The following is a 21313-nucleotide window of genomic DNA, read 5'->3' as shown; positions in this document are numbered from 1 at the left end:
TACTTAATGATCAGGAGGAATAAAAAATGAAACGTGTTCTGTTGCAAAAATGGACTCTTTCTTTGTTCGCGGCCGTATCGGTCTTCGGACTTGCTGCCTGCGGTTCCCAGCCTTCTTCGTCGACCCCATCCCAGCCAGCGCCGCAGTCGACTCCGGCTGCCACAACGGAGCCTGCTGCCCCGAAAGTAGCGGGAACCTTGAGCTTTTACACGTCCCAGCCGGATGCGGATGCAGCTGCTTTGATCGACGCTTTTTCCAAGAAGTATCCTGACGTGAAAGTAGATCTGTTCCGCTCGGGAACGGAGGAAGTCATCAGCCGCTTGCAGGCCGAAGCACAGGCAGGCCAAGTAAAAGCTGACGTGCTGTTGGTCGCGGATGCGCCGACTTTTGTCAGCCTGAAAAAACAAGATTTGCTCATGCCGTACACTTCGCCTGAAGCGGCGGACATTCCGGCGGAGTGGAAAGACGCGGACGGCGCGTACACCGGAACGAAAGTCATGGCGACTGTGCTCGCGGTCAACACCAGCAAGGTAAAAGCTCTCCCGGACAGCTGGAAAGTGCTGACGAGTCCGGAAGCGGCGAACAAAGCGATTATGCCAAGCCCGCTCTACTCAGGCGCAGCGGCTTACAATGTCGGGGTGTTTACGCGCCAGCCTGATTTGGGCTGGGATTACATCAGCGGGCTGAAAACGAATCAAATGACCGTCATTAAAGGAAATGGCGCCGTTCTCAAAAGTGTAGCGGGCGGCGAAAAAGATTACGGCATGGTCGTCGACTATCTGGTTGCCCGCGCCAAAAAAGACGGTTCGCCCGTCGAGATCGTGTATCCAAAAGAAGGCGTGCCTGTCATCACGGAGCCGATCGGCATCATGAAAGCGACCAAAAACCAGGAGGCTGCCAAAGCGTTTGTCGATTTCGTCCTCTCCGAAGAAGGGCAAAAGCTCGCCAGCGGCCTGGGCTATACACCGATCCGCAAAGGAGTAGCAGCACCGGAAGGACTGTACGCACAAGATCAAATCAAGGCGCTTTCCGCCAATATTGACGAACTGGAAGCTTCCAGGGAAGCGGACAAAAAGAAATTTGGAGAGATGATGGGTGGCAAGTAACTGGCAGACGGTAGTGAGCGAGAGACAGATGGGGGAGCGGCGCAAGTTCGCCGCCTCCCTGTCCATGGATAAGGCGGCTACCTGGTTCGTGCTGGTGCCGGTCGCCTTCTTTTTTGTCTATCCGTTGTGGAAGCTGATTGTGCTTAGTATCCAGACAGAAGCAGGGCTTGGCTTGCACTACTTTCAGGAGGTGCTGGTCAATGCCCGGACGTGGGATGCAGTCGGTCATACTGTGCTGGCAGCAGGTATTTCCACCGTCATCTCGGTAGTCGTCGGCGTGGCGCTTGCCTGGCTGTGCGCGTATACCGATATACGCTGGAAAGGTGCGATTCACGCGTTTGCCCTTTTGCCACTGCTCATCCCGTCCTATGTAATGACGCTGGCCTGGACGCAGCTGGCAGGGCCGCAGGGTGTGCTGAACAGGGCTGCGAGCTGGGTGATGGGCAGTCCGGTCGAGCTGTGGAACGTGTACGGGCTGGATGGGATCATCGTCGTGATGGGGCTGACTCATTATCCGCTGGTGTACATGTTGACGCTGTCTGTGCTGTACCGGATTCCGAAAGAGCTGGAGTGGGCGGCGCATTCCTCGGGAGCAAGCGCGCGGGCTGTGTTTGCCAAAGTGACGCTTCCGCTCGCCTTGCCAGGCATTGCGGGAGGCGGACTGCTGGCGTTTATCTCCGGGCTGGACAACTTCGGGATTCCGGCATTTTTGGGTATCCCGGAAAATATCTCTGTACTCAGTACACTGATCTACGAGGAAGTGATCGGATTTGGGCCGAGCGCTTTTGCCAGGGCGGCTGTCCTGTCTGTTTTGCTCGGCGTCATTGCGCTGGCAGGGACAGGGATGCAGTGGGTTTTGCTGCGGAAAAGCCGGGTAGACCAGACCAGTGCCGAGGACAAGTCCATCCGGCGGTCTTTGGGCAAGCACCGTTTGACGGCGGAGGTTTTGGTGGGCGGGTTTTTGCTTGTGACGAGCCTGCTTCCGCTTTTGTCGATGGCCGCAACCGCTTTTGTCAAAGCGTACGGCTTGCCGTTTGTCCCGGAAAATTTGACGTGGAAGCATTTTGCCTTCGTAATGTTCGACCACGCAGGTACGAAGGGAGCCATCGGCAACAGCTTGATGCTTGCCAGCATGACGGGTGTCTTGTGCGTCGTCGCGGGCACACTGTTCGCCTACTGGCGCATTCATAAGCCGTCTGCGCTTGGCAAAGCGATGGAAGGGGCTGTAGCGCTGCCGTATGCGCTTCCGGGCATGGTGCTCGGACTGGCGATGATTTTGACCTGGATTGAACCGATTCCCGGTTGGCAGCCAGGCATATACGGAACGGTTTGGCTGATTATGATCGCTTACGTGACGCGCTTTCTCATTTTGCAAGTCAAAAGCAGTACGGTTTCGATCATGCAAGTGGGCAAAGAAGTGGAGGAAGCGGCACGGATCAACGGCGGGCGCTTCTGGACGAGATGGCGGCGCATTTTGCTCCCGCTCTACGCGCCGGGCATGGCAACAGGTTTGTTTCTGGTCTTTCTCACCGCTTTTACAGAGCTGACGATTTCGTCGCTCTTGTGGTCATCCGGCTCGGAAACGATCGGTGTCGTCATTTTCAGCTTTGAGCAGGCGGGATCGACAACGTACAGCACGGCCCTCTCGACCTTGATCGTAGGAGCCATCCTGCTGGTGCTCGCGGCGGGCAGTCTGTGGAAACGATACTGGCAACGGAGGATCGAACAATGAACAGTGCGCGGGTAATAGGGGTATCGAAAAAATTCGGGAATGTCACGGCGCTCCACCATCTCGATTTGCAGATCGGCCAGGGCGAGTTTGTCGCTTTGCTCGGTCCGAGCGGCTGCGGCAAAACGACACTGCTGCGGCTCCTTGCCGGGTTCGAATCTCCGACAAGCGGAGAAATCTGGATCAACAACGAGTGTGTAGCCAGCGCGGCCAAGCGCAAGCCGCCGGAAGAACGACGGATTGGCATGGTGTTTCAGTCGTTCGCGCTTTGGCCGCATTTGACGGTCTACGAAAACGTGGCGTTTCCTTTGCAGCATCAACAGCAGGTGCCGGAAGCGTACAAGCAAAACCCGAAAGCGCGGGTAGCCCAGATGCTGGAGATGGTCGGTCTGGGCGGTATGGAGGAGCGGTTCCCCAGTCAGCTTTCCGGCGGGCAAAAGCAGCGTGTGGCGCTGGCACGCGCCATCGTGTTCAATCCGACCTTGTTGCTGATGGACGAACCGTTGAGCAGTCTGGACGCCGAGCTGCGCATGCAGATGCGAAAAGAAATCCAGTTCATTCACCGCGAACTGGGTACGTCGATTGTCTATGTGACGCACGATCAATCCGAGGCACTGGCCATGGCTGATCGCATTGTCGTGATGAAGGGCGGCAGAGTTGAGCAGGCAGGCACTCCGCACGACATTTACTACGCCCCGGAGTCGCCGTTTGTCGCCAAGTTTGTCGGCAGAGCCAACTTTTTAAAAGGGAACTGGGCTGCCGCGAACACCTTTTTGCTGGAAAAACAGGGAGCGTCAGCGTTGCCGATCACCGTTTCGCGTGATTTTTCCGCTTTTTTCGATCAGCAAGTATTGCCTGTTCGCCCGGACCAGTTGAAGCTGTCCGTCTGGCATCAAGGCTCGGACGGGATCATGGGCAAGGTCGCTCACGTCCAGTTTCAGGGCCGGGAGCTGATTTACTCGATTCGCGTCGGGGAAGAGGAATGGGAAGTGGTCACCGATATTAGCGAGCGGTTTGCTTACGATGATTCTGTACTGGTGAGCATTTGCGTGTAAGCTGGAAAGCAGGCGAAATAGCTTTCATTTGTGAGCAACCGATAGCTAATGTCAGGATATAAATAAAGAACGATCAAGCATGAGGCAAGCAGGCAGAAGCGAGCATTCACAATAATTGGCAGCAGGCGTATAATCAAATCACATTACCGAATCTGATTCAAACATTTCATACGGCCTAGTTCCGGGGCAACCCGGAAGCGGGGGAACCAATCTTTTGGGGTTAATCCTGAGCAATCAGGAGGGATGAGATAAGTCTTCTCTGCCATCCTACCCGTCAGCTAACCTCGTCGGCCAAAGCAGGGAAGGTTCATGAAGCGATGAAGTCTGGGCAATGATGCGAAAAAAGAGGAGCGGTCCTCTTCGGGCGCGTTTATAGGCCATTTCAGACTTTTTCTTTGGGACCTTTGTTCTTGAGAAAAAGGATGAAATAGGTCTATTTTTTATGGCGATTTTCATGTGTGGCTTTTGTCATACGCGTGCATGTCGATGTGCGAGGATGGCGGGCGGCAAATGAATTTCGGCATAAACCCGGTGCATGAAACCAAAAAACGAACAGCGAAATCAGGAAGACAGCGTACAGGGAGCCTTTTGCACAGGGGCGCCAGGTATTAGGTAAGCCTGCGTTAGTTCTGCAAAAATCGAGCGTACACAAGCGGCAGCGTCTGCAGGTGGTTCGTCCGGTTGGAAGCGGAACTTCGCAGGTTTTTTCATTTGGGAAAACAAAAAAGGGAGGAAAGGCTCATGCCCAAAATGACAGTCAGGCAATTGACGAAAGTGTTTGGCAAGCAGCCGCAGGCAGCGTTAAAGCTGTTGGAGCAAGGATGGACAAAGGAGCAAATTTTTAAAGAGACAGGGCAATCGATCGGTGTGAACCAGATCAGCTTCTCGGTAGCAGAGGGCGAAATTTTCGTCATTATGGGGCTGTCAGGCAGCGGCAAATCTACCTTGATCCGACTTTGCAACCGCCTGATTGAGCCAACCACTGGGAGCGTTCAGATCGATGGCGAAGAACTCATTGGTATGAAGCCGGCTCATTTGCGCGAGGTACGCAGGAGAAAGCTCGGCATGGTTTTTCAAAATTTCGCGCTCTTCCCACAGCGAACGGTACGGGAAAACATCGAATTCGGTTTGGAGATTCAGCAAGTACCGCATGGATTGAGGCAAGAAAAAGCACGCGAAGCGCTTGCGCTCGTCGGGCTTTCCGAGTGGGAAAATGCCTTCCCTGATCAATTGAGCGGCGGAATGAGGCAGAGGGTCGGCCTGGCCCGGGCGCTCGCCAACAATCCCGACATTTTGCTGATGGATGAAGCGTTCAGTGCCCTTGATCCGCTGATTCGAAAAGACATGCAGGATGAGCTGCTAGAGCTTCAGCTAACGATGAAAAAGACTATTTTGTTCATTACTCACGATCTGCATGAGGCATTGCGGCTCGGTGACCGGATCGCCCTGATGAAAGACGGTCGCTTCATCCAGGTCGGGCGTCCCGAAGAAATCATGACCGATCCTGCGGATGAATTCGTGAAAAAATTCGTTGAGGATGCAGACTTGTCCAAAGTGCTGGTGGCAAAACACGTGATGAAAAGGGCAGAAGCGATTACTCCTGACAAAGGTGCGAGGGTGGCCCTCCAGCTCATGATGGACAACGGGGTATCCAGTCTGTACATCGTAGACAAAAAGCGGACATTGCTTGGGCTTGTTACCGCCTATGACGTTTCGCTTGCGATCAATACGGGCGAGTCGCTTGAAACCATGATGAAAAAAGATATCCCCAGCGTGGGGCCAGATGCCCGTCTGAACAGCCTGTTTCCTCTGATGGCAGATTTGCACGTTCCGATTGCTGTCGTGGGTGAGGAGCGGCGTCTGTTGGGCGTCATTGTCAAGGGAGCGGTGCTCGGCGGGCTTGTCGGCAAGGTCAATCCGCAGCAGGGAGCAGAGGTGATGCCTCATGGATTCCGTGCCTAAGTTGCCGATCGGTGAATGGGTGGAACGAATCGTTGAGGCGCTCGGTCAGCACAAAGGCATTTTGTTCGATCCGATCGCGATCATCATTTCGGGAATGGTCACGTACTTTACCGAGGTTTTGGCTGCGATACCGTCTGTTATTCTCATTTTGCTGTTCGGGGCGCTGGCCTGGGTATTTGGCGGGCGATCTTCGATGTTTTTCACATTGCTTGGGCTGTTTCTCATTGCCAATCTGGGGTACTGGGATGAAACGGTCGAAACGCTCGGCTTGGTTATTGCTTCTGCCCTGTTGTCCATCACTGTAGGGATTCCTGCGGGTATTGCCTGCGCGCGAAGCGATACTTTCACGAAGCTGGTCATGCCGTTGCTAGATTTGATGCAGACGATGCCAGCATTCGTTTACTTGATCCCGGCCATTTTCTTTTTTGGACTGGGCGAAGTACCAGGGGTCATTGCTTCCGTTATCTTTGCGCTGCCGCCGATCGTCCGATTTACGAATCTCGGCATACGTCAGGTTCCGCCGGAGCTTGCAGAAGCAGCGGATGCTTTCGGCTCATCGAGATGGCAAAAGTTGATGAAGGTGCAACTGCCTTTGGCGAAGACGACCATCATGGCGGGAGTCAACCAGTGCATCATGCTTGCGCTTTCGATGGTGGTTATCGCCGCCATGATCGGAGCAAAAGGATTGGGAGCCGATGTTTATCGGGCTGTATCCCAGGTGGATATCGGCAAAGGTTTTGAAGCGGGGTTATCGATCGTGATTATTGCTATCGTTCTGGACCGCATTTCCCAGCATGCCAAACAAAAGGAGAGAAAAGCGTTATGAACAAGTTCACGCGAAAAAATGCACTGACATGGGTGGTGGCTGCGGCTATTATGCTGGCAGGCTGCTCTCAGCAAGGCTCTACACCGACAGGGGCGACGATTGGGCACAATCCGAATCCCGTCCAGGTGCCGAAGAACGCGATTGGGGAAGCAGTGGGATATAAAATCATTGGAATTGACGCTGGTGCCGGCTCGATGGTGAAGACTGAGGAAGTCATGAAGCTGTACGGCCTGGACAACTGGCAGCTTGTAGAAGGATCGGATGCGGCGATGACTGCCGCGCTGACGCGTGCCTACGAACAGAAGCAACCAATTATCATCACGGGTTGGACGCCGCATTGGATGTTCAAAAAACTGGATCTGAAATATTTGCAGGACCCGAAAAACGGCTTTGGCGGAGCTGAACAGATTCATACCATCGTTCGAAAAGGATTGAAGCAGGATCACCCTGCCGCCTATCGGTTTCTGGACGCGTTCCAATGGAAGCCTGCGGACATGGAAGCTGTGATGGTACATATTTTGGACGGGAAAAAACCAGAGGAAGCGGCTGCGGAGTGGGTGAAAAACAACGAAGACAAGGTCGGGAAGTGGGTAGAGGGGCTTGCTCCGGTTCAAAAAGAAAAGCTGACCATCGCTTACGTGGCATGGGACTCGGAAATTGCCAGTTCGCACATAGTGAAGGAAGTGCTGGAGACAAAGCTCGGATATGAGGTGGAATTGAGTCAGGTCCAGGCTGGACCGATGTGGGCAGGCGTAGCCATGGGCGATGTGGACGGGATGGTAGCAGCCTGGCTTCCCTCTACCGATGCGAGCTATCTCAAAAAGTTCGGGGATCAGTTGGAAGACCTTGGCCCCAATCTGGACGGAACCAAAATCGGGTTGGTGGTTCCAGGCTATATGAACATCCAGTCGATTGAGGAGCTCAAATAAACGGGAAGAGGAGGGGCTGGCATGAAAAATTGTCTGGTCATTGGGGTGGGAGAGGCATTCACGTCTTTTGTGCAGACGATCAGAGGAGGCAGTGACTCTCTGTTCTTCCGGAAAAGTCCTGTTGCCTATTCGCTGATCAGGGGAGAGCGTCACTCCTGCACAGAAAAGTTGTCGCCCATTTCTTTCGATGAAAGCTATCTTCATCAAGAGGAGTTGTTAGTCTATCAGTCTGTCTATCTGTTTGTGGACGAATGGCCAGAAGGGCGTGATTTCATTACTTTGTTTCGGCAGTTGGGCACTTGCCGCATTTTCGTTCTGACACAGGAGCAGCAAAATGCGAGTTTATACAAAGGGTTAGGTGCCCATTATGTCATCATCAGCAAGCCAGGGTACAAGGGATATCGATGGCTGGCAGAACAACTCAGCGGTTGATTGGAAAAAGGCTCCGTCAGTAAGCAGGCGGAGCCGCCTTTTCGATGCACAGGTATTCAGTTGAGGAATCAGCCCAGCATTTTTTCGAGGTCCTTGTCCAACACGTAAACCTCGATTCGCTCCCCCATCTTGGTGCTGATGTCGCTATGACTGGACAGCACTTTGCAGCCGGTCAGCTTTTCTACGATTTCTTCTGATTCCTCGCTATACATCTCACGAAGCACCTCGCGCATTTCTTTTACAATGCGACGGCCTTTATCGTGGCTGGAGAGATGTTTTTCTTCAACGGTGAGCACTCCCTTGAAGCGAACGAGGACCATGTCGCCGACGATGTAGGTTTTTGCTTCTTGAGGGCCACGTCCGATCAAGTCGCGTTGAAATTTGATGAAAGTTTCGCTGATTTCAGCTTCCAGCTTTTTTTTGTTAGAGATGGCCAAACGCCATACCTCCCATTATTTATCATTGTGCCTTATATTACTCAGCCGACTTTGGGCTGTCAACACGCCTGAGGAGGGATGATTTTGTGGTAATCGTAACGATTTTTGCCGTGGGGATTTTTTTGTATTTGGTTCACGCCTTATGTCATGTAGAACAATTGTGAATTTCATAGGATAGAAAGGTGAATGGCCGTGAAACAAGTAGAAGAGCATTCGACATTCCACAATAAAATAATCGGAACAGCTTTGTTGGAGAGCGTACGCAAGCTAAACCCGCTGGTTATGAAATCGAATCCTGTACTGTTTGTGGTTGAGATGGGAACTGTGCTAATCCTGCTCATGATCCTTTTCCCCCATTATTTCGGAACAGAGAATCAGATAGGCTGGAACACAGGCGTATTTTTGGTTTTGCTGTTTACCGTCCTGTTTGCCAATTTTGCCGAAGCACTGGCAGAAGGGCGGGGAAAAGCGCAGGCAGATACGTTGCGCCGGGCCAAAAGAGATACTGAGGCGAAACGGCTGAAGGCAGACGGGGGCATCCATGTGGTGTCTGCGGAGGAACTGCGAAGAGGGGATCTTGTTCTGGTAGAGACGGGTGACTTCATTCCTGGCGACGGTGAAATTGTCGAGGGGCTGGCTTCGATTGATGAATCAGCGATTACAGGCGAATCTGCACCTGTAATCAAACGGGCGGGAAGTGATCAGTCGTCCGTGACTGGCGGTACGCGGGTCACGAGTGATTCTATCGTGATCAAAATAACCACGAACCCGGGCGATTCTTTTTTGGACAGGATGATTGCCTTGATCGAAGGCGCCAAACGGCAAAAGGCCCCAAACGAAATCGCCCTGAATACGGTATTGATCGTATTTACGCTTATTTTTCTCATCGTCGTAGTCACACTGGTGCCAATCGCCGCCTATGCGGGCATTCATCTCAATATTTCTGTCCTGGTCGTACTGTTAGTTTGTTTGATTCCGACGACGATTGGCGGTCTTTTGTCTGCGATCGGAATCGCAGGCATGGATCGGGTTACCCGCTTCGGTGTCATTGCGATGTCAGGCAAGGCAGTAGAGGCGGCTGGTGACGTCAATACGATTATTTTGGACAAAACAGGCACGATCACGTACGGCAATCGGCTGGCGGCGCAGTTTGTTCCAGTCGCAGGAGCAGAGGAGAAGGAGTTGATAGAGGTAGCGGTACTTACCTCTCTGTTTGACGATACGCCAGAAGGCAGCTCGATCCTCATGCTCGCCAAGCAAAAGCATGTCGTTTGCGACGTGAAGGCATACGAAGGCCAGGTCGTACCGTTTACCGCAGAAGAACGGATGAGCGGGCTGAATTACAGAGGGGTTCAATATCGGAAGGGAGCGGTTCGCGCCATATGTGACTACGTGGGCGAGCGGCAAGGAACAATCCCGAAAGACCTGGAGGAACGAAGCGCCCAAATCTCCCGCTATGTACAGTGCAAAAGAGAAGGGACGAAATCGATACATTGTGTACTCCTTTACGATGAGCAATCATGCATCAGAATGTCTTGCGATGGAACAGGAACTTCACAAAGCTTTGGAGAGGGGGGAATTTCATCTGCAATACCAGCCGCAAATCGATTGCCAGACAGGAAAAATAGTCGGAGTCGAGGCGCTGCTGAGGTGGCAGCATCCCGTATGGGGGCTGGTTTCCCCGGCAGACTTCATTCCACTGGCAGAAGAGACGGGACTTATTGTACCGATTGGCGAGTGGGCGCTGCGAACAGCCTGTAACCAAGCCAAGCTCTGGGAGCAGGCAGGATATGACCCGTTGCGAGTTGCCGTCAACTTGTCTGCCCGTCAGTTTCAACAAGAGAATCTGGTACAGATGATTCAGCAAGTTCTTCAGGAGACGGACATGCAGCCCGAGCTTCTGGAGCTAGAGATTACAGAAAGCGCCGTCATGAAAAATCCGGATGCGGTGATCGGTGTTCTGCATGAGTTAAAGCGATTGGGGATGAAGCTGTCGATTGACGACTTTGGCACCGGATACTCTTCGCTTAGCTACTTGCGCGATTTTCCCATAGATCGTCTGAAAATTGATCGCTCCTTCGTAAGTGCTATTACGGAAAAGGACGATGCCGTGATTGCCCAGTCGATCATTGCCATGGCCCATAATCTGCACCTCAGCGTTTTGGCTGAAGGGGTGGAAAACGAGCTTCAGTTTGCTTTTTTGCGTGAACAGAAGTGTGATGAAATGCAAGGATACCTTTACAGCAAGCCTTTGTCGGCAGAAGAAATAAAGCAATGGCTGCAAAAAATCGGACAGGGCATTTCCGAACGCGGTCCATGCGTTGCGAGAAAACGCGAGATAATCGACGAAATATCTTGCGCGGCTGAGTCCTGACAGGATTAAATCGCTTACATCGATAAAGACTGCACAAATCGTGCTAAAAAGCGAGAAACAAGACATTAACAACCGATTATGCCAGACGTATAATGAGACTCGTAACCAACAATTGCAAATCTGGCCAAATCCCGAGGCACTCGGGAACGGAGGACCCAATTTTGTAGGGGTTAATTCCACGATTCGTGGAAGGGATGAGTAACTCTTTCGCCATCCTACCCGTCAGCTAACTTCGTCGGCTAAAGCGAGGGAGGTCTAAAGACCGCCTGTTTGAGGAGGCTTTTTTTGTTGTCCTTTTGGATGAGCAAAGAAGCTTGCTCGAAACGAAAGATGCAGGTCTTTTCGTTTTGCCCAAAAAATGAATACACGTTTTTCGGAAAAAGGAAACGGGAGACAAAACGCAAAGAAGGCACATTCAAGTCGGCTGGGCGTTCGGTAGACCAATGAGTACTTTTTCTCCGAAGAAGTGATCGTCTTTCATACCGCTAAAGTGCGGGCGGGGCTTGCCCTGTCTGTTGAGCTTTGCTGGTCCATTGTGGCGATCTTTTCGGGGAATGAGTAAGCATTGGTCTATTTTTTTGCTTCCATGGCAGGTTTTTTCAGGGGAGAAAGCTTGTACCAGGAAGTGAGCGAAAGAGGCGAACCGGCACGACTTTGTTCAAGGTAGATGGAGGTGGGCGCCTGAAGGAAGCTGGCGCGACAAAAACGGCAAACTGCAAGCGGAAAAAGGAGGGACTTTTCATGGACTTAGTTGCCATACTGCTCTTGGCAATCTCGTTTGTTACATTTTTTGCCCTGATCAAGTTTTGTGATGCGGTAGTAAAAGAACAGGGAGGAAAAGAAAAATGATCTTGCTGCTGTTGATTGTGGCCGGACTGGCGATCTACCTGGGCCACGCACTGATCTATCCGGAAAAGTATTAAGGATTGGTCGAGCGATTCATTTCATAGAGGAAGTAGGAGGAATTGTCCGTGGACTTTATACAAATATCGGTGGTTTTGGTGGTGCTGCTCTTGTTGGCGATTCCGACGGGACGCTATCTGGCGCGGGCCTTTTCCCTGGAAAATACGCGATTGGACCGCGCTTTTGGCGGGGTGGAAAAAGTCATTTACAAATGGTCCGGCATTCGCGTCGCAGACATGACCTGGAAGCAGTACGCGACGGCGGTTTTGGTCAGCAATATCACGATGGTTGCGATTGCTTATCTGCTCTTGCGCTTGCAAGGGATGCTGCCGGGGAATCCGAGCGGTGTGGCGGCGATGGACCCGTTGCTGTCGTTCAATACGGCGGTAAGCTTTTTGACGAATACCAATCTCCAGCATTACAGCGGAGAAAGCGGTTTGTCCTATCTGTCGCAGATGATGGTGATTATCTACCTGATGTTTACGACACCTGCTACGGGGATTGCGGTCGTCATGGCATTCATGCGCGGATTGACCGGACAGCGCAGCATCGGAAACTACTATGTCGACCTGGTGCGGGCGCATACGCGTGTGCTGCTTCCCTTGGCAGTAGTCGTGACGCTTCTTCTGGTGGCGCAAGGCGTGCCGCAGACGATGGAACCGACAGCGACGGCGACTACATTGAGCGGGGCTGAACAGCAAATCGCACGCGGTCCGGTAGCTTCGCTTGTATCGATCAAGCATTTGGGAACGAACGGCGGCGGGTTCTTTGGGGTCAACTCTGCGCATCCGTTTGAGAATCCGACTCCTTTGACGAACGTGCTGGAGATTTTGTCGATGTTCCTCATTCCGGCGTCTCTGCCTTTTGCCTTCGGTTTCATGACGAAGAGCCGCAAGCAAGGCTGGATCATTTTTGGCGCCATGGGTTTGATGTTTCTCGTGTTCCTCGGGATTGCCTACGGAAGCGAGATCAATGGCAACCCGGCGCTTGAACGTGCAGGTTTGTCACAGGCCGTGGGCAGCATGGAAGGAAAAGAAGTGCGTTTCGGCATTGCGCAGAGCGCCCTGTTTACAGCGGTGACGACTGCGGCGACGACCGGAACGGTCAACAACATGCACGACACGCTGACGCCGCTGGGCGGACTGGTGCCGCTCGGGGAAATGATGCTGAACTGCGTATTCGGCGGAGATGGCGTCGGTACGGTAAACATTTTGATGTATGCGATTTTGGCTGTATTTATCGCGGGCTTGATGGTCGGACGGACGCCCGAGTTTCTCGGACGAAAAATCGAAGGGAAAGAGATGAAGCTGATCGCGATTGCGATTCTCGCCCACCCGCTGATCATTTTGGCTCCGACCGCGATTGCGCTGGCCTCGGAAATGGGCACAGCCGGAATCTCCAATCCGGGCTTCCACGGCATTTCGCAAGTTTTGTACGAATTTACGTCCTCGGCAGCCAACAACGGCTCTGGCTTTGAAGGACTGGGCGACAATACGCCTTTCTGGAACATTTCGACTGGGCTGGTCATGCTGTTTGGCCGATACGTGTCGATCATCGCGATGCTGGCGGTAGCCGGTTCGTTGCTCGCGAAAACGCCTGTACCTGAAACGATGGGTACGCTTCGCACAGACAATGGTGTGTTTCTGGTCATTTTGATCGCGACGGTCGTGATCGTGGGTGCGCTGACGTTCTTGCCGGTACTGGCACTTGGCCCGGTAGCCGAGTGGTTGACCATCCGATAATTCAAAAGGCAAAGGAGATATTTCCAATGAGCAGAACGCGCACGGTTGCGTTTCCAAAAGATTTGTACCAGCGTGCCTTTGTCGAGGCGCTGAAAAAACTGGACCCGCGGGTCATGATCAAAAACCCGGTCATGTTTGTGGTCGAAGTCGGATTTGTCGTGACCCTGCTTTTGACGATCTTGCCCGATCTGTTCGGGGGAGCCTCTGATCGCGGATACAACGGGATCGTCAGCCTGATTCTGTTTGTGACCATTCTGTTCGCCAACTTCGCCGAGGCATTGGCAGAAGGGCGCGGAAAAGCACAGGCTGAGAGTCTGAAAAAAACGAAACAGGATACAAAAGCGAGAAAGCTCGCCAAAGATGGCTCGATCCAAATGGTCAGCTCGACGGAACTGCGCAAAGGCGATCTAGTCATCGTCGAAGCGGGCGAGCTGATTCCGAGTGACGGAGAGATTGTCGAAGGTGTCGCCTCCGTGGATGAGTCGGCGATTACGGGTGAATCCGCGCCTGTCATTAAAGAAGCGGGTGGCGATTTCAGCTCCGTTACAGGCGGTACGCGTGTAGTGAGCGACCGGATTCGCGTCCGTGTGACGACTGATCCTGGCGAGTCGTTCCTCGACCGGATGATTTCTTTGGTCGAAGGTGCCAAACGGCAAAAAACTCCGAACGAAATTGCGCTCAATACGTTGCTGGTCAGCTTGACGTTGATTTTCCTGATCGTCTGCACGACTTTGCAGCCGATCGCAAGCTACGTCAATGCCGCCATTCCGATTGCTACGCTCGTGGCTTTGCTCGTCTGCCTGATTCCGACGACGATTGGCGGTTTGCTTTCCGCCATCGGGATTGCCGGGATGGACCGGGTTACGCAGTTCAACGTCATTGCGATGTCGGGGAAAGCGGTGGAAGCTTCGGGCGACATCAACACGATTATTTTGGACAAAACGGGCACGATCACCCACGGAAACCGCATGGCAGCGGAATTTGTGCCAGTGGGCAACAGCAAGGCAGACGCTTTGAACAGGGCGGCAGCACAAAGCTCCATACTCGATGAAACACCGGAAGGCCGCTCGATTGTGGAACTGGCGAAAAAGCAAGGTCTTGCAGCAAGCGAGCTGGAACTGCCGGGCGCAGAGGGCGTGGAATTTAGAGCCGAGACGCGCATGAGCGGCACGAATTTGGCAAACGGCACGCAAATTCGCAAAGGTGCAGTAGACGCGATCAAAACGTACGTCAAGGAATTGGGAGGCCGTATCCCGGCAGACCTCGACGAAAAGGCAAACCGGATCGCAACCGCAGGCGGAACGCCGCTGGCAGTGGTGGAGGGAAATGTCATTCTCGGGCTGATTTATTTGAAGGATACCGTCAAACCGGGGATGAGAGAGCGCTTTGAAGAACTGCGACGCATGGGGATTCGCACGGTGATGTGCACGGGGGATAATCCGCTCACAGCAGCGACGATTGCCCGCGAGGCAGGGGTAGACGATTTTGTGGCGGAAGCGAAGCCGGAGGACAAGATTGCCTTGATCCGCAAAGAACAGGCAGCGGGCAAACTGGTCGCGATGACAGGCGATGGCACGAATGATGCGCCAGCGCTCGCCCAGGCGGATGTCGGTCTGGCGATGAACAGCGGGACGGTTGCGGCGAAGGAAGCGGCCAACATGGTCGACCTCGATTCCGACCCGACGAAAATTATTGAGGTAGTGGCGATCGGCAAGCAGCTTTTGATGACGCGCGGCGCACTGACGACTTTCAGTATCGCAAACGACGTGGCGAAGTATTTTGCGATCATTCCGGCGATGTTCATGCTGGCGATCCCGCAAATGAACGCCCTCAACATCATGGGCTTGGCTACGCCGCAGAGCGCCATTTTGTCCGCGCTGATCTTCAACGCGATCATCATTCCGATCTTGATTCCGCTGGCGATGAAAGGCGTAAAATACTCGCCGATGAGCGCGACCAAGCTGCTCAGCCGCAATCTGGTGATCTATGGTTTGGGCGGCATTCTGGTGCCTTTTGTCGGCATCAAGCTGATTGACCTGGTGCTGGTCGGATTGAATCTCGTATAGGCGAAACCGCCACAATCGAAACAGGAAAGCAAAGGTGAATATCCATGATTTTGAAAAACCTCCGATTGTCTGTCGTTTTACTGCTCATATGCGGACTGATTTACCCGCTTGCGATGACAGGGGTGGCGCAGGTCGTCATGCCGGCGCAGGCGAGCGGCAGTCTGATTGCCGATGCGAACGGCAAAGTAGTCGGCTCCGAGCTGATCGGGCAAACGTTCACCGATCCGCAGTACTTCTGGGGCCGCATCTCGTCTATCGACAACAATGCAGCAGGCTCTGGCTCGAACAACTACGCGCCATCCAACCCGGCACTGACCGAGCGCGTGCAAAAAGACATCGCTGCTTTCCTGGCTGCCAACCCGGGCGTCGCGCAAGCAGATATCCCGGCCGATTTGCTGACCAACTCCGGTTCGGGCCTTGATCCGCACATCTCGCCAAAAGCGGCAGCCATTCAGGTGCAGCGCGTTGCGAAGGCGCGCAATCTCGATCCGGCAAAAGTTCAGGCTTTGGTTGCGGAAAACACGGAAGGAAGAAGCATGGGAGTATTTGGAGAACCGCGAGTCAACGTACTGAAGCTGAATCTGGCTTTGGATCGGCTGAAATAAACAGGAGGGCTGCGAGATGGTCGAGCAGTTTCGCCGAAAGACCCCGGAAGAAATCTTGCAGTCCATCTCCAGAATGCACCGGGGCAGGCTGAAAATCATTCTGGGGGCAGTGAGCGGCTCAGGGAAAACGTATCATTTGCTGATGGAAGGGCAGAGTCTCCGAAAAAAAGGAATCGACGTGGTTATCGCCGCTTCCGGTGCGGCCGCATCGCCGAAGCTTGCTCCCAAGCGGGAAGGTCTGGAGGAAATCCCTTCCCTTCTCTGGCATGCGCAAGGCGAGGCGAAGCATGACCTGGATGTCGGCAAAATTTTGGAGCGAGATCCCGAAGTCGTGCTGGTGGACGGGCTGGCTCACCGGAACCGTCCGGATGCGCCACGCCCGACCCGGCTCGATGACGTTCGTTATTTGCTCGACCACAATATCAGCGTGATTGCGACCGTCAACATTTACGAATTGGCGGGAATGAAAGAGATGGCGGAACGACTGACCCGCGCACAGGTGCACATCGATCAGTGCGTGCCGGAAGAGACGCTGGCTCTTGCCGACGAGGTAAAGCTACTGGACGTGACGCCGGAAGCGATCCTGAAACGGTTGCAGGAAGAGGATGGTGCTGCTTCGATGCGCAGCAACCATCCCTTGCTGCGCAGAGACAATCTGCATGTGCTGCGCGAGCTGGCGCTGCGGTTCGTAGCCACAGGCGTGAACGAAGATTTGGAGGAGTACCGCGAGAAGCACGGCATGGTGGGAGCATCCGGGGCAACCGAGCGCATTTTGGTATCGGCCCAGTATCATTGGAACGGCTCCATCCTGGTGCGGCGCGGACAACAGGTTGCCAAGCGGCTCGGCGGAGAGCTGTTGGTCGTCTGCTTTCGTCCGGCCTCCAAAAAGCTGAGCAAAGAAGAAGCGACTTTTCGCAGAGCGATTGCAAAGCTGGTTGACAAGGTAGGCGGTACGTTTGAGGAAACGCCTTTGCAGCGGGAAAAGGACGTGGCAAGCGAGCTGGTCGCCTACGCGATGGCGCGCAATGTAACCCGGATCGTCATGGGGCAGTCGAAGCGAACCCGCTGGGAAGAAATTTGGCACGGTTCGATCGTCCATAAAATTCTCCGGAAAACGAAAAATATCGATATTTTAATTGTCGCCGACCGCTCAGAGCGCGACGGGGAGCGAGTGATGCCAGCCAAGCGCCACACTACGGAAACGATCAATCCGTATCGCCGCCTGTCGCAGGAAGAAATGGAGCAGGAGATCGGAAAAATCAGGCGCGGAGCGTTAAAGGTATACGTCGGGGCAGCGCCTGGCGTGGGCAAAACTTACACGATGCTGCGGGAAGGAAACGAGCTGGCCGAAAATGGCATCGATGTAGTGATCGGCCTGCTGGAAACGCACGGGCGTAAAGAAACGATCGAGCAGGTCGGCGGACTGCCCCTGATTCCGCGCAAGCGCATCCCGTACAAAAACGTGACCTTGACGGAGATGGACACGGACGAAATCATTCGGCGCAATCCCGAGGTCGTCCTGGTCGACGAGCTGGCGCATACGAATGTGCCCGGGAGCGAGCGCGAAAAAAGGTATCAAGATGTGGAGAAGCTGCTTGCGGCAGGTATTTCCGTGATTTCCACGATGAATATTCAGCATCTGGAAAGTCTGAATGACAGCGTCGAACAAATTACGGGAGTACGTGTGCGGGAAACAGTGCCCGACCATATTTTGCATCAGGCGGACGAGGTTGAGCTGATTGATATTTCCCCGAAAGCGCTGCGGCAACGAATGCGCGAGGGAAACATTTACGCGCTGGAAAAGGTGGAGCAGTCTCTGGCGAATTTTTTCCGGACGGGCAATTTGATAGCGCTGCGGGAATTGGCTTTGCGCGAAGTGGCAGACGACGTTGACGAGCGGCTGGAGGCGTGGGAGCGGCGGACGCTCAGGGGGCCGTGGCGACAACAGGAGGTCATTTTTGTTTGCGTCAATTTGCGTTCCGACAGTGAGCGGCTGATTCGCAGAGGCTTTCGTCTTGCCTATCGGCTCAAGGCCGTTTGGCATGTGGCGTACGTCAAAGATCACGAGCCGCTTACCGAAGAGGAAGAGGCGCAACTGGCAAAGCTGCGCGCGTTGACCAAGCGGCTGGGAGGTCGCTTTGAACAATACGAAGCAGCGGGAAGGCGCAAAGTTTTTACCCAGTTGATCAAGCAGATGAACGAAAAAGGCACGACACAGGTCATTATCGGACAATCGGCGCGGACGAGGTGGAAGGAAATACGCGAAGGCTCGGTCGTCCAGCGATTGCTGCGCGAGGCTCGGCACATGGACGTCCTCGTCGTAGCCGATCAGATGCCGGATATGAGGTAAAGGGAGGATCACAATGGGCACAGAAAAAGCAGGGCAATGGGCGAAAAGCCTGGCAGACGCCTACAGCCGTTTGGAGTGCCTGATCAATGAGTGCGCCGGACAGGACCAGAAGAGCCAGCCGGAGCCGAGTACAGAAGCATTGCTGTTTTTAGAACTGATACGAATTTACGTCGAGGAAGAAGAAATCCGGGTGAGGCAAAAGCTGAAGCGCAAATCGTCCCAGCGAATCTCCCGCGTCATGCACGAGCGGATGGGGGCGTTTCTGGCAGAGCGGATTGCAGGGATTTCTTTTCAAGTGATGGACGGCCTGCTGTTTTTGCAAGCGCGGGAACAGACGGTCGCGGCGATCAAATGCATTCCCGACTTGGGCAGCTACGATACTCCGTCGTGGAATGCGACGATTGCCCGGTTTGCCAAACAGTATGAAAAGCGTTACAAGCTGGCGCCTGGCAAGCTTTTGTTTGTGGTGTGCTCTCTCGCCAAAAGCCTGGATGCCCAACACGCCAAGGCTTTGACCGGAATCGACGTCTGGTGCGGTTCGGCCCTTACTGCGCCAGTGTATCGGGAAGCTTTGCAAACGTACGTCAGCAAATGTGTAGAAGCGATGGATGCCGTACCGAATCCGCGAGGGCAAGTGTATTTTTTGAGTCCGGGCGCCCATCCGAACACGTTTGCCTGCCAATTGTTGCGCGGCGAGCCTGCTGTCATGCCTGATGGCTGGCTGAAACCTTCTGTCAACGAACTAATGCAGTTCGTCCAATCGAGGTGCTATACTGATGGTGATTTCCAATAAATGAGGTACTGGAGGAGCTGTCTATTAACGTAAAAGTGGCTGGTATCCCGCATTTCACGGGAGCGTATGTGTCTGGAACGGAGCTGGCCCCGGACGCACTGAGAAAAGCGGGGCTCATCGAGCAATTGCAGCAAGTTGGCTTGACAGTGGCGGATAGCGGCGATTTGAGGCTACCTGATTATTTGCCTCGTCACAATATTCCGCCTGTTCGCAATTGGCCTGCGCCGCGCATGCTGTGGGACGTGCTTGGGAAAGAAGCGCAGGCGTGGTTTGCAAGCGACGACGAGATCGTCCTGATGCTTGGCGGCGACTGTAGCCTGATCGTCGGGACGGCTTTGGCCCACCAGGCGCGTCACCAAGAAAAGGCGTACTTGTTGGTCATCGACGGGCATTTGGACGCGGTAGTGCCTTCTGCTTCGCGCTGCATTGGAGCGGCAGGGATGGGACTGTGGTTTTTGCTGCAAGACCAGGGGCAATGGATTGAACGCAGCGGTTGGCGTGCAGAGCGAATCCGGTTGGCGGGCTGTCAGCAACCGCCTGCGGAAACGTACGGAGTGGAGATCACGTCGCTGGAGCAGCTCAAAAGGGCAGGCGTACACGAATCCATCACCCGGATCATGCAGGAGATTCCGCCAGATGCCCGCATACTCGTTCATTTTGACGTGGATGTGATGGACAAGGAAGCGATGGCTGCGGCCTATTCGCCAAGCGAGATCGGGCTTTCCCTGGAGGAAGCGGAGATGCTGCTTGCGACTGTAGTCAGCGATCGGCGCGTCACGGGACTGGAAGTGACGGAGTTTTCCGCTCTCAGGGATACGGAAGGGAAATACGCCGCCAACTTGGTGCAATTGCTCGCTCGCGCATTGGCTACTCGCGCTACGGGAACTTTTTCTGCTACACTATAAATATAAGTAATTGCTTATATTTGGAGGAGAAGCCGATGTTCAAAAAGCTGATGGCAAAATTCGGTGTAGGAGCAGCAACTGTTGATTTGCAACTAGACGCACCTGGATTCCGACTGGGGGAAAAGGTGACAGGCGTCGTGCGGATCGAGGGCGGCAACGTAGAGCAGCGCATTTCCGAGCTGAGCGCTGTCCTGCTCATGAGAGTGAATGTGCGTGGGCAAGAAGTAACCAGACAAGTGCAGGTTTATCCGATCAGCCGCCAGTTTACGGTACAGCCGAAGCCGTTTGTGCAAGAGATCCCTTTTTCCTTTGACATGCCGGATGGACTGGCTATGTCTACTCCAGCCGTTCAATTTGCATTGCAAACCAAGCTGGATGTAGAAATGGCGCTCGATCCGACTGATTTTGACCGTCTGGACATTTTGCCGCCAGAACGGGTGGAGCGCGTGTTGCGTGCTTTTGATCGCGCAAATCTGCGGCAAAAAGCCGATTCCGGCAAGCTGACGCCGTACGGGCAGGAGTTCGCCTTTTTCCCGGCTGGCGATCTCGGAATCCCGCTCAAAGAACTGGAAGTGATCTTCTTCTCGACTCCTGACGAACTGCGCATGCTTGTGGAGCTTGATCTGGCTAGTGGCTTTCTGCGCCGCGAAAAAGAGTACAAGGCAGAAATCGTGGTGCCAAACGAATTGCTTGCCGCTGGACAAGAGGAAGAGTTGTCCCGCTATTTGCTGGCGAAGATTCGCGATTACGCCAACAACCCGCAAGCCATCCCGTACGTGCAGCTGTCTGCCTACCAACAGGGCCATTACGGTCATCACGGCCATCGCGGCAGCGGCATGGGCGGCATGATCGGAGGCATGGCAGCCGGGCTTCTCGGGGGCATGCTGCTTGGCGAGCTGATGTCGCCAGACGAGGAAATGGCTTCCGACGATGCACAAGAGGAGCATGGCAGCGAAGAGGAAGAAGCAGATTTTGACTTTGGCGGTTTTGACGACGAACTGTAAAAACGTACCTATTCCCATACAGGAAACAGAGCCGTCGCTTGCTGGAAGACAGCGGGCGGCGGCTTTTGTTGTGCCAAACGTTCATGACCGTCTTG

At 54.0% G+C, this 21313-nt stretch carries 17 protein-coding genes, 1 pseudogene and 2 riboswitches; of the genes and pseudogenes, 17 read left to right on the top strand and 1 reads right to left on the bottom strand.

Annotation, left to right across the window (positions count from 1 at the left end; genetic code table 11):
- Positions 1–26 precede the first annotated feature (26 nt).
- The 7 genes from IRJ17_RS02200 to IRJ17_RS02170 all read left to right on the top strand — a co-directional run bounded on the left by IRJ17_RS02200 (position 27) and on the right by IRJ17_RS02170 (position 8039).
- Positions 27–1106, top strand: a complete 1080-nt coding sequence (locus IRJ17_RS02200; protein WP_122966675.1) for an ABC transporter substrate-binding protein — start codon at positions 27–29, stop codon at positions 1104–1106.
- Positions 1096–2838, top strand: coding sequence for an ABC transporter permease (locus IRJ17_RS02195; protein WP_233454135.1), 1743 nt, complete (start codon positions 1096–1098; stop codon positions 2836–2838). Before IRJ17_RS02200 ends, IRJ17_RS02195 begins: the two co-directional genes overlap by 11 nt.
- A complete protein-coding gene (locus IRJ17_RS02190) occupies positions 2835–3890 on the top strand; it encodes an ABC transporter ATP-binding protein (RefSeq protein WP_242773006.1) in 1056 nt (351 codons plus the stop codon). Before IRJ17_RS02195 ends, IRJ17_RS02190 begins: the two co-directional genes overlap by 4 nt.
- A gap of 162 nt (positions 3891–4052) precedes the next feature.
- Positions 4053–4199, top strand: a riboswitch (cyclic di-AMP (ydaO/yuaA leader).
- A gap of 432 nt (positions 4200–4631) precedes the next feature.
- Positions 4632–5852 carry a quaternary amine ABC transporter ATP-binding protein gene (locus tag IRJ17_RS02185; protein WP_122966700.1) on the top strand — a complete coding sequence of 407 codons (1221 nt, stop codon included), beginning with the start codon at positions 4632–4634 and terminating at the stop codon, positions 5850–5852.
- Positions 5836–6678: an ABC transporter permease gene (locus IRJ17_RS02180; RefSeq protein ID WP_122966673.1), complete on the top strand. Its 843-nt coding sequence runs from the start codon at positions 5836–5838 to the stop codon at positions 6676–6678. The genes IRJ17_RS02185 and IRJ17_RS02180 overlap by 17 nt, the downstream gene beginning before the upstream one ends.
- Positions 6675–7607 (top strand): glycine betaine ABC transporter substrate-binding protein, encoded by a 933-nt coding sequence (locus IRJ17_RS02175; protein WP_122966672.1) that lies wholly within the window; start codon positions 6675–6677, stop codon positions 7605–7607. The genes IRJ17_RS02180 and IRJ17_RS02175 overlap by 4 nt, the downstream gene beginning before the upstream one ends.
- Before the next feature lie 21 nt (positions 7608–7628).
- Complete coding sequence (locus IRJ17_RS02170; RefSeq protein ID WP_122966671.1) at positions 7629–8039, top strand: hypothetical protein; 411 nt, start codon at positions 7629–7631, stop codon at positions 8037–8039.
- Positions 8040–8107: 68 nt separating this feature from the next.
- Here the strand turns inward: IRJ17_RS02170 and IRJ17_RS02165 are convergent, their stop codons facing one another.
- Positions 8108–8476, bottom strand: coding sequence for a Na-translocating system protein MpsC family protein (locus IRJ17_RS02165; protein WP_063229353.1), 369 nt, complete (start codon positions 8474–8476; stop codon positions 8108–8110).
- 186 nt (positions 8477–8662) lie between these two features.
- On the opposite strand from IRJ17_RS02165, the pseudogene kdpB (IRJ17_RS02160) reads away from it, so the two are divergent.
- The 10 genes and pseudogenes from kdpB (IRJ17_RS02160) to IRJ17_RS02120 form a co-directional block, all read left to right on the top strand.
- A pseudogene (gene kdpB / locus IRJ17_RS02160) lies at positions 8663–9928 on the top strand (potassium-transporting ATPase subunit KdpB); the annotation flags it as partial.
- 88 nt (positions 9929–10016) lie between these two features.
- Entirely contained in the window at positions 10017–10850 is an 834-nt protein-coding gene (locus IRJ17_RS02155; protein ID WP_233454136.1) for a putative bifunctional diguanylate cyclase/phosphodiesterase, read from the top strand.
- A 112-nt stretch (positions 10851–10962) separates the two neighbouring features.
- A riboswitch (cyclic di-AMP (ydaO/yuaA leader) is annotated at positions 10963–11106 on the top strand.
- Between the two features lie 589 nt (positions 11107–11695).
- Positions 11696–11773, top strand: coding sequence for a potassium-transporting ATPase subunit F (locus IRJ17_RS28255; protein WP_083955723.1), 78 nt, complete (start codon positions 11696–11698; stop codon positions 11771–11773).
- A 48-nt stretch (positions 11774–11821) separates the two neighbouring features.
- On the top strand, positions 11822–13495 hold the full coding sequence (kdpA, locus tag IRJ17_RS02150) for a potassium-transporting ATPase subunit KdpA (protein ID WP_173597953.1): 1674 nt from the start codon (positions 11822–11824) through the stop codon (positions 13493–13495).
- Positions 13496–13521: 26 nt separating this feature from the next.
- On the top strand, positions 13522–15561 hold the full coding sequence (gene kdpB, locus IRJ17_RS02145) for a potassium-transporting ATPase subunit KdpB (protein ID WP_122966667.1): 2040 nt from the start codon (positions 13522–13524) through the stop codon (positions 15559–15561).
- Positions 15562–15605: 44 nt separating this feature from the next.
- On the top strand, positions 15606–16166 hold the full coding sequence (kdpC, locus tag IRJ17_RS02140) for a potassium-transporting ATPase subunit KdpC (RefSeq protein WP_173597955.1): 561 nt from the start codon (positions 15606–15608) through the stop codon (positions 16164–16166).
- A gap of 16 nt (positions 16167–16182) precedes the next feature.
- A complete protein-coding gene (locus IRJ17_RS02135) occupies positions 16183–18516 on the top strand; it encodes a universal stress protein (RefSeq protein ID WP_242773003.1) in 2334 nt (777 codons plus the stop codon).
- 13 nt (positions 18517–18529) lie between these two features.
- Positions 18530–19309 carry a hypothetical protein gene (locus IRJ17_RS02130; protein ID WP_173597957.1) on the top strand — a complete coding sequence of 260 codons (780 nt, stop codon included), beginning with the start codon at positions 18530–18532 and terminating at the stop codon, positions 19307–19309.
- A 68-nt stretch (positions 19310–19377) separates the two neighbouring features.
- On the top strand, positions 19378–20214 hold the full coding sequence (locus IRJ17_RS02125) for an arginase family protein (RefSeq protein ID WP_242772997.1): 837 nt from the start codon (positions 19378–19380) through the stop codon (positions 20212–20214).
- Positions 20215–20249: 35 nt separating this feature from the next.
- On the top strand, positions 20250–21218 hold the full coding sequence (locus IRJ17_RS02120; protein ID WP_173597959.1) for a sporulation protein: 969 nt from the start codon (positions 20250–20252) through the stop codon (positions 21216–21218).
- Positions 21219–21313 lie beyond the last annotated feature (95 nt).

The organism is Brevibacillus parabrevis (genome assembly GCF_022701015.1).
Taxonomy (GTDB): domain Bacteria; phylum Bacillota; class Bacilli; order Brevibacillales; family Brevibacillaceae; genus Brevibacillus; species Brevibacillus parabrevis.
The sequence above is the reverse complement of the archived record's forward strand: the minus strand, read 5'-3'. Positions and strand labels throughout refer to the sequence as shown.

What these genes read in the sequence shown, in the direction of transcription:
- IRJ17_RS02175 (WP_122966672.1), top strand. Translation starts at nt 6,675, where the DNA reads ATGAACAAGTTCACGCGAAAAAATGCACTGACATGGGTGGTGGCTGCG.
- IRJ17_RS02170 (WP_122966671.1), top strand. Translation starts at nt 7,629, where the DNA reads ATGAAAAATTGTCTGGTCATTGGGGTGGGAGAGGCATTCACGTCTTTT.
- kdpC (WP_173597955.1), top strand. Translation starts at nt 15,606, where the DNA reads ATGATTTTGAAAAACCTCCGATTGTCTGTCGTTTTACTGCTCATATGC.
- IRJ17_RS02200 (WP_122966675.1), top strand. Translation starts at nt 27, where the DNA reads ATGAAACGTGTTCTGTTGCAAAAATGGACTCTTTCTTTGTTCGCGGCC.
- IRJ17_RS02120 (WP_173597959.1), top strand. Translation starts at nt 20,250, where the DNA reads ATGTTCAAAAAGCTGATGGCAAAATTCGGTGTAGGAGCAGCAACTGTT.
- IRJ17_RS02130 (WP_173597957.1), top strand. Translation starts at nt 18,530, where the DNA reads ATGGGCACAGAAAAAGCAGGGCAATGGGCGAAAAGCCTGGCAGACGCC.
- IRJ17_RS02185 (WP_122966700.1), top strand. Translation starts at nt 4,632, where the DNA reads ATGCCCAAAATGACAGTCAGGCAATTGACGAAAGTGTTTGGCAAGCAG.
- IRJ17_RS02135 (WP_242773003.1), top strand. Translation starts at nt 16,183, where the DNA reads ATGGTCGAGCAGTTTCGCCGAAAGACCCCGGAAGAAATCTTGCAGTCC.
- kdpB (WP_122966667.1), top strand. Translation starts at nt 13,522, where the DNA reads ATGAGCAGAACGCGCACGGTTGCGTTTCCAAAAGATTTGTACCAGCGT.
- IRJ17_RS28255 (WP_083955723.1), top strand. Translation starts at nt 11,696, where the DNA reads ATGATCTTGCTGCTGTTGATTGTGGCCGGACTGGCGATCTACCTGGGC.
- IRJ17_RS02190 (WP_242773006.1), top strand. Translation starts at nt 2,835, where the DNA reads ATGAACAGTGCGCGGGTAATAGGGGTATCGAAAAAATTCGGGAATGTC.
- IRJ17_RS02180 (WP_122966673.1), top strand. Translation starts at nt 5,836, where the DNA reads ATGGATTCCGTGCCTAAGTTGCCGATCGGTGAATGGGTGGAACGAATC.
- IRJ17_RS02155 (WP_233454136.1), top strand. Translation starts at nt 10,017, where the DNA reads ATGGAACAGGAACTTCACAAAGCTTTGGAGAGGGGGGAATTTCATCTG.